Below are 7,415 nucleotides of genomic sequence, written 5' to 3'. Positions count from 1 at the left end.
CTCCCGCCCTCGGCGGGAGAACGGCCGGTGACGGGCGAGCGGAGGGCGGTCGCCGCCCCGGTCGTGACCGCCCGGTCCGAGGCCGGGCCCGGCAGGAGTGCTGGGCCATGTGAGGGCGGCTCCTCAAGCCCGCCCGGGCCCTGTCCGAAGGAGAGGGAGGCCGCACCTGGACACCGGCGAGGGCGCGGCCGTCTCCTGATGACCGCCCATCTCCCGGGGAGTACCTCCATGCGCCTGCTCGTCCGCCTGACCGTCGCCGCCCTGATCGCGGCTGCCCCCGCACGCGCCGGCGCCGCGGCCGCGGACGTTCCGGAACCCGTGCCGGCTCCGCTCCTGCTGCCCGCCGCCGCGGTTCCCGGCGCGTTCATCGTCAGCCTCGACGACGGCGTGGACGCCGGCGCCCTCGCACACCGGCTCGGACTGGAGCCCACCTTCGTCTACGAATCGGCGATGAACGGCTTCGCGGTGCCGCTGACCCCCGGCCAGCTGGACGACGTCCGCACCACCCCCGGGGTGCGCTCGGTGGAGGCCGACGCGGAGATCTCGGCCCCACCGACGCCGCCCGGCCCGGCCGCACCGTCCGCCGCCCGGGCCCCTGCACCGACATGGGGCCTGGACCGCATCGACCAGCGGACCCTCCCGCTCGACGGTCACTTCACCACCGGCGGCGACGGCGCCGGCGTGACGGCCTACGTCCTCGACACCGGCATCGACTACTCCCACCCCGAGTTCGAGGGCCGGGCCGAGCCCGGTTTCGACGCCGTCGGGGACGGCGGTGGCGGCCAGGACTGCGAAGGCCACGGCACCCACGTCGCGGGCACCATCGGCGGCCGGACGTACGGCGTCGCACGCTCCGTGCGCCTGGTCAGCGTCCGCGTACTCGGCTGCGACGGCCGGGGCGACCACTCGGCGGTCATCGCCGGACTGGACTGGGTGGCGGCGAACGCCCGGCAGCCCGCTGTACTCAACGTCTCCCTGGGCGGTGGCCGCTCCGAGGCCGTCAACCGGGCCGCCACCGCCGTGGCCGAGGCCGGCACCCTCCCGGTCGTCGCCGCCGGGAATGCGGCGGCCGACGCCTGCACGGTCTCCCCGGCCTCGGCGGAGCGGGTGGTGACCGTGGCCGCCAGCAGCCGGCGCGACGAGCAGTCCCGCTTCTCCAACCGTGGCGAGTGCGTGGAGATCCACGCCCCCGGCGAGCAGATCGATTCCGCGCTGCTCGGCGGCGGCACCATCGCCCTCGACGGCACGTCCATGGCCGCCCCGCACGTCACCGGAGCGGGCGCCCTCTACAAGGCGGCCCATCCGGCGGCCGCCCCGCAGGAGGTCGCCGGGTGGCTCGTGGAGAAGGCCACCGAGGACGTCCTGACCGGCACCGACGCAGGCAGCCCCGGCCGACTGCTGTTCACGGACGGCATGTGACGGACGGTCGTCGCCCGTCCTCAGCCGCCCGCCGCCGGTTCGGGGCCGAACCGGCGGACGGGACCCTGCTCAGCCGAGACGCGTGAGCCTCGTCCCGAACGAGGGCTCCGCCAGAGCTCCCTTGACGGCCACCGGGACGCTCTTGGCGCCCTCACCCTCACCCGCCGTCAGCACACCGACCTCCGTCCCGGACTTCGCCGTGCGCGGGAGCGCTGAGGAGCCGGCGTCGAGGGACAGCCTGAACCGCTGCCCGGGCACGCTGGTCACGTTCAGGTCCTTGACTGCCACGAGCGGAGTACGGCCGCCGAGTCCGTCGTCCACGTAGCCGACGACGTCGCCCTTGCGGACGAGCGGGCCGGAGGCGAGGGCCGTCCGTACCGCTTCGATGATCTTCTTGCTGTTCGTCTTCACCAGGGCCAGGCTGTTGAGGGCGTCCACGTCCGGGGCGGGCGCGCGCTGTTCCATCAACGAACCGACGATCAGCTCGGTCTCCTCGCCGACCGTCTTGTAGGCCGCCCACACGAAGGTGCCGCCGGCGGGTGTGCTGGAGCCGGTCTTGATCCCGCGGATGCTGAGGTTGGAGTCGGTGAGCAGGTGGTTGTTGTTGACGAGCTTCTCGCCCAGGCCCTTGATGGAGGCCTCCGGCAGGGCGACGATCGCCCGGAAGGCGTCGTCCTTCATCACCGCCTCGGCGAGTCTCAGCTGGTCGGCGGCCGTGCTGACGGTGCCCGCGTCCAGACCGCTCGGGTCGGTGTACGTGGTGTCCTTCATGCCGAGTTCCCGGGCGGCGGCGTTCATCTTCTCCACGAACGCGGCCTCGGAATCGGTGCCCGTGTCCCAGCGCGCCAGCAGACGGGCGATGTTGTTGCCCGAGGGGATCATCAGCATCTTCAGCATGTCCTGCTGGCTGAACCTCGACCCGGCGGTGAGACCCCTGATCCGGGATTCGTGCTCGGAATTTCCGTCCGCCACCGCCTTCGCATCGACGGTGATGTCCGGGCCGGCCTCGTTCTTGCGCAGCGGATGGCCCTTGAGGATCACGTAGGCCGTCATGATCTTGGCGACGCTGGCCGTCGGTACGGGCCGCTGCTCACCGAAGGTGCCGATGTCGCCGGAACCGACGACGCGGACGGCTCCCTGGCCCTGGCCGGGCCACGGCATGGAGAACTGCCCGTCGACGGTGTGCTCGGTCTCCGCGGCGACGAGCCGGGGGGCGGGCAGGGGCCGCAGCATCTGGCCGCCGATGCAGGCACCGGCGAGCAACAGCAGAATCGGCGTCCACACCTTGACGCGGCGCAGCACGGTCCGGCGAGGGGTCTCCGGCGGGGGAGGGGTGTTGGTGAGCTCGGCCAGCAGGTCCAGCGGCGGCAGGGGGCCCGGCGCGGCCGGCTGCGCGGGCGCCTGAGGCAGGGGGCGCGCCGCGACGGCCGCCGGCGCGTCGGGATCCTTCAGCGCGACGAACCGGCTCGTCCGCTCCGGGTCGGAAACCGCATCCGAGTCCGGATCGGAGTCCGACACCGGATCGGATTCCCCTGCACGCGCCGCCTCTTCACGTGCCGCCTTGTCACGTACTGCCGCCCAGGACGGCACCTTCGGAGCGGTTCCGGCGGCGGACGCCTTCTCGCCCACACCGGCGCCTGCGGTGCCGGGCGTCTCCCCAGCCTTGCGGTCCGGAGCGGCGGCGCCCGGCGCGCGCAGGGTCTGCGTGCGCGAGTCTTCGGCGTCGGCGTCGGCGTCGGCGTCGGCGTCGGCCTCGACCTCGGCCTCAGGTTCAGGCTTGCTCCGCGCCTTGCGGTCCTCGGCGGTGGCGCGGGGGAGGCGGAGGATCTGCGTGCGCGAGTCCCCGGCGTCCGCTGCCGGTTCGGCGTCGGTGTCGGCATCGGTGTCGTCGTCGGGGGCGTCGGCCCGGGGGTCTTCGGTTCGGGCACCGCTGTCAGCGTCAGCGTCAGCGTCGGCGTCGGCGTCGGCGTCGGCGTCGGCGTCGGCGTCGGCCTCGGGGTCGGGGCCGGCCGGTGCCTCGGCCGCGGGCTCGGCGTCCGGGGCGGCGGCGCTGGGCCCGTCGTCCCGGGCATAGGTGTCGGCCGGTGTGTCGGCCGCGGGCTCGTCGTCCGCCGAGGCGGCGTCCGGCGTCTTCCCCGCGCCGGCGTCCGCCCGGCTTTCCTTCCGCGCCGTCGAAGGGGTCTGCGCGGACTCCTGGTCCGCTTTGGTTTCGGCCGTGTCCTCCGGCTCGTCGTCCGACCCCGTCGCGGGCCGCGATGCGTCCGCCGCGGTGTCTTCGGCCTCCGCGTTCGTGTCCGCCGAAGGGGACCCCGCCTTCCCGGGTTCCGCCCCCGCGACGGTGGTTCCCGTGTCCTTCGGGTCGTCCGAGGAACCGTCCGTCACTGTTACCGCCTTCATCCAAGCCCCGCCTTGCCGTTCACACCGTGCAGATACCTTCGACGGGCAGCCGAGAGGGCCCCGCCACGCTGCTAGATGCGGGCCCCGCACCACGCGTTCCCCGACCCCGATCTTGTGACCGTTCGGTCATATTCGGTGAGTACGCCTACTCATGACCGCACCGCCGCCGCCGTCGACCATGGAGCGCGACCCCACCGCACGAACGAACGGGCCCGCCCATGCTCAGCCGAATCGCCGCCGCCCTGGTCCCCGCCTTCGGGCGGCTCACCGTCACCGCCGACCCCGGTGCCCGGCCCGCCACCGGTTCCATCCTCGTGGCCAACCACACCTCGCTCGCCGACCCCGCCGTCGTGGTCACGGCCCTGCGCCGGCACGGGATCGAGCCGGTCATCCTGGCCACCGCCGGTCTCTGGCGCGTACCTCTGCTGGGCCCCGCACTGCGCCGCGAGGGGCACATCGCCGTTCACCGCGGCACCGCCCGGGCCGGCGACGCGCTGGACGCCGCCGCCGTGGCCCTCGCCTCGGGCCGCAGCGTGCTGCTCTACGGCGAGGGCCGGCTGCCGACGCGCCGCGACGCGGGGGAGACCGCTCCGGGCCCCTTCCGCAGCGGACTGGCCCGGCTCGCCGCCGCCACGGGAGCCCCCGTCGTACCCGTGGGCCAGGCCGGCTCCCGCCGGCTGTGCTCCGGCAGCCGCGCGAAGCAACTCGCCGGGGTCCTCACGGCGCCGCTGCGCCGGCCCTGCCTGCACGTACACATCGGGGCGCCGCTGCACCTTCCCGCCGGGGTGCCCGAGGCGACCGACCGGGTCCGTGAGGCCGTCACCGAGGCCTGGCGCACCGCCGCGTCCGCCGTCGGGGAGGCCCGCGCGGCAGGATGACGGATCAGGCGGTGCTGTGCCCGAGCAGGACATGGGGCGTGGCCTCGCGATCGGCATCCGTGTCGACGAAGGACACCACCAACGGGGTGCTGCCCGTCGGGCCGCCGGCGGTCGCGCGCAGCCGGTAGCGCTCGACCCGAACGGCATCACGGGCGAGGGGACGGCCTCCCGCAAACAGCGACAGGGGCTTGACATCGTTCGCCACGCGCAGTTCGGCCGGACGCCAGGTGCCGGAGGCCTGGTCGAGGCGCTCCAGCAGGAAGCCCGGACCGTCGTCCGGCCGGTCACCCGGTTCGCCGACGAGCATCTCCATCTGGAAGGTCACGAGCAGATGCCGGTAGTCGGCGGAGTTCCCGTTCCGCAGGGTCACGGTGAACTCCTGCGCGGCGCCGCCCCGTACGAGGCCGAGCCGGCCGCCGCGGGTGGCCACGGCAGCGGTCAGGCGGGTCGGAGCCGGAGGCGGCGTCACCGGCGGAGCCGCCGAACGGGGCGCGGCGGTCGTGGCCGCGACGGTGGGCGCGGCCGTGGCCGACACCGACGGCGACACCGACGGCGATGCCGATGCCGACGGGGATGACGACGGCGACAGGGATGACGAGGACGCCGGCGTGGCCTGCGTGTCCCCGCCGTCCCCGTTCCCGCATCCGGAACATCCGGCGAGCAGGGCGGCGGCTGCGGCCGCGGCACGCAGGCCGCGGCGGCGAGGTCTGGCTACGGGCATGGGTTCGGTTCCCCCGGGGTCGACGACGTCAGGAACCTAACCGGCGAGCTTCGGCCCCACGAGCCCGATCGGGCCTCGGGGCGGCGACGATCCGGTCACGGAGGAGGCAGGCCGGTCCCGCGGCCGCCCTCAGCCGAGCGGCTTCTCGAAGCTGAAGGCGGTCACGGCCATCCGCTCGCGGAAGTAGAAACGGTGCGCGTCGGTCCGCTGGGTGCCGGAGTCGAGGGTGAGGGCGGTGCACCGGGAGGCGCGGGCGTGCTGCTCCAGGTGCGTGAGCAGTGCGTGTCCCACGCCGCCGGAACGGGCGGTGGCCGAGGTGACCAGATCGTCCACGTAGAGCTTGCGGACCATGGACGTGTTGGCCACGATCCGCCAGCCCGCCGCGCCCACGCACACACCGTCCGCGTCGTAGACCGCCGTGAAGCGCAGTCCTTGGGCCCGGCCCTCGGCGACGACTGAGAGGAAGAGCTCCTCGGTGAGATGCGGACGCAATTCGAGCAGCACGGGGAGCAGGTCGGAGACGAGCCGGGCGTCACCGGGCTCCAGGTCGATGATCTTCACGGCGGCAGGGTACGGGACCCGATGCGGTGGCGGCACGCACGAGTGTCCGAAGTGGGAACCCGCCGTCCGCATGCCGGACACGGTCCACGGTTGTCGGCCCCCGGCCCTACTGTTGATCACGTGAGCCCGACTCCTGACCAGCGCCCGGCCCCCGACCGCAGCCTCGCCGAGATCAACGCCGACATCCGCTGTCTGTTCGCGCGCGCCGAAGGCCGCCTCTCCGACGCGGAGCGCATCCGTCACGCCGCCCTGCTCCGGGAATGGGCCGCGGTCATGCGGGCCTCGGTGGTCCCGGCCGCCTGAGCGAACAGCTGCCGTCGTAGCCGCGCCGCGCGAAGCGCCCTGGGCCCGGCCGCGCACCGGCCCCGCTCGCCGAGGCGTTCAGGCGCCCGCGGACCGGCTGAGGACGCGCCGGAGCCAGCGGGTGCGGGCGGCACGGGCCTCCCGGCTGAGGGCCGCGTTCGGCGCGACGGTGTCGAACCCGTGGAAGGCCCCTGGCCATACGTGCAGTTCGGCCTGACCGCCCGCCTGCCAGATCGCGTTGGCGTAGGCCACGTCCTCGTCGCGGAACGTCTCGGCCGACCCGACGTCGATGTAGGCCGGGGGCAGTCCGGACAGGTCCGCGGCACGTGCGGGAGCCGCGTACGGCGGCACATCCGGGGTGCCGTACAGGTCGCCCAGCAGCGCCTGCCACGCCGTCGCGTTGGAGGACCGGTCCCAGACGTCGACGCCGGTCATCTGGCGGCTGGAGAAGGTGTCGCCGCGGTCGTCGAGCATCGGGCACAGCAGCAATTGGCCGATGGGCCGGGGCCCGCCCCGGTCACGGGTGAGCAGGGCGAGCGCCGCGGCGAGGCCGCCGCCGGCGCTCTTCCCGCCGATGACGATGCGCTCCGGGTCGATACGCAGCTCCGCGGCGTGCGCGGCCGCCCAGACCAGACCGGCGTAGCAGTCCTCCACCGGTCCGGGATGGCGTACCCCGGGAGCCAGCCGGTACTCGACGGAGACGACGGCCGTCTCCAGAGGTAGGGCCCACTCGCGGAGCAACTGGGGAAGCACGACCGATGCGTTGCCCAGGATCATGCCGCCGCCGTGCATGTAGTAGAGCAGTGGAAGAGCCTCGTCGAGGCCGGCGGGCCGCGCGCTCAGCAGCGTCACGTCCGGGCCGCCGGGCGGCCCGGGCACGCACAGCTCGTCGACCTCGAAGCACCCGCCGGCGCGAAGCTCCGGCACGGTCGGCCGCGGCCGCTCGGCGACGTCCCGCTCCTGCCGGGCGGCGAGGTTCTCCGGAGTGAACGGCTCCCCGGCCTTCCCGTCCGCCCCGTCCGCCGAGACCGCCAGCGCGGCGGCCAGTTCGGCGTCGAACGGCGGCGCACACCGCACCGCGGAGTCGGGTCCGGGCCCGTTTCGCGCGAGATCCATGCCCCCCAGTCAACCACCCG

At 74.3% G+C, this 7,415-nt stretch carries 7 protein-coding genes; 3 read left to right on the top strand and 4 right to left on the bottom strand.

What is annotated here, in order from left to right; genetic code table 11:
* Nucleotides 1–228 precede the first annotated feature (228 nt).
* Nucleotides 229–1,419, top strand: a complete 1,191-nt coding sequence (locus tag ACFW2G_RS10290; protein ID WP_384582149.1) for a S8 family serine peptidase — start codon at nt 229–231, stop codon at nt 1,417–1,419.
* A gap of 69 nt (nt 1,420–1,488) precedes the next feature.
* Here ACFW2G_RS10290 and ACFW2G_RS10285 read toward each other — a convergent pair whose 3' ends face one another.
* Nucleotides 1,489–3,816 (bottom strand): D-alanyl-D-alanine carboxypeptidase family protein, encoded by a 2,328-nt coding sequence (locus ACFW2G_RS10285; protein ID WP_384582151.1) that lies wholly within the window; start codon nt 3,814–3,816, stop codon nt 1,489–1,491.
* 218 nt (nt 3,817–4,034) lie between these two features.
* Between ACFW2G_RS10285 and ACFW2G_RS10280 the strand changes: the two genes are divergently transcribed.
* Entirely contained in the window at nt 4,035–4,694 is a 660-nt protein-coding gene (locus ACFW2G_RS10280) for a lysophospholipid acyltransferase family protein (RefSeq protein ID WP_037917357.1), read from the top strand.
* 4 nt (nt 4,695–4,698) lie between these two features.
* Here ACFW2G_RS10280 and ACFW2G_RS10275 read toward each other — a convergent pair whose 3' ends face one another.
* Both ACFW2G_RS10275 and ACFW2G_RS10270 read right to left on the bottom strand, forming a co-directional pair.
* Complete coding sequence (locus ACFW2G_RS10275) at nt 4,699–5,229, bottom strand: hypothetical protein (protein WP_384582153.1); 531 nt, start codon at nt 5,227–5,229, stop codon at nt 4,699–4,701.
* A gap of 315 nt (nt 5,230–5,544) precedes the next feature.
* On the bottom strand, nt 5,545–5,976 hold the full coding sequence (locus ACFW2G_RS10270) for a GNAT family N-acetyltransferase (RefSeq protein ID WP_384582156.1): 432 nt from the start codon (nt 5,974–5,976) through the stop codon (nt 5,545–5,547).
* Nucleotides 5,977–6,096: 120 nt separating this feature from the next.
* On the opposite strand from ACFW2G_RS10270, the gene ACFW2G_RS10265 reads away from it, so the two are divergent.
* Nucleotides 6,097–6,279: a hypothetical protein gene (locus ACFW2G_RS10265; protein WP_037917361.1), complete on the top strand. Its 183-nt coding sequence runs from the start codon at nt 6,097–6,099 to the stop codon at nt 6,277–6,279.
* Nucleotides 6,280–6,357: 78 nt separating this feature from the next.
* Here the strand turns inward: ACFW2G_RS10265 and ACFW2G_RS10260 are convergent, their stop codons facing one another.
* On the bottom strand, nt 6,358–7,395 hold the full coding sequence (locus tag ACFW2G_RS10260; RefSeq protein WP_384453774.1) for an alpha/beta hydrolase: 1,038 nt from the start codon (nt 7,393–7,395) through the stop codon (nt 6,358–6,360).
* Nucleotides 7,396–7,415: the final 20 nt, after the last annotated feature.

The organism is Streptomyces sp. NPDC058880, assembly GCF_042742535.1.
Lineage (GTDB): Bacteria > Actinomycetota > Actinomycetes > Streptomycetales > Streptomycetaceae > Streptomyces.
This window is presented reverse-complemented; position numbering and strand designations above follow the sequence as displayed.

What these genes read in the sequence shown, in the direction of transcription:
- ACFW2G_RS10280 (WP_037917357.1), top strand. Translation starts at nt 4,035, where the DNA reads ATGCTCAGCCGAATCGCCGCCGCCCTGGTCCCCGCCTTCGGGCGGCTC.
- ACFW2G_RS10290 (WP_384582149.1), top strand. Translation starts at nt 229, where the DNA reads ATGCGCCTGCTCGTCCGCCTGACCGTCGCCGCCCTGATCGCGGCTGCC.
- ACFW2G_RS10285 (WP_384582151.1), bottom strand. Translation starts at nt 3,816, where the DNA reads ATGAAGGCGGTAACAGTGACGGACGGTTCCTCGGACGACCCGAAGGAC.
- ACFW2G_RS10260 (WP_384453774.1), bottom strand. Translation starts at nt 7,395, where the DNA reads ATGGATCTCGCGCGAAACGGGCCCGGACCCGACTCCGCGGTGCGGTGT.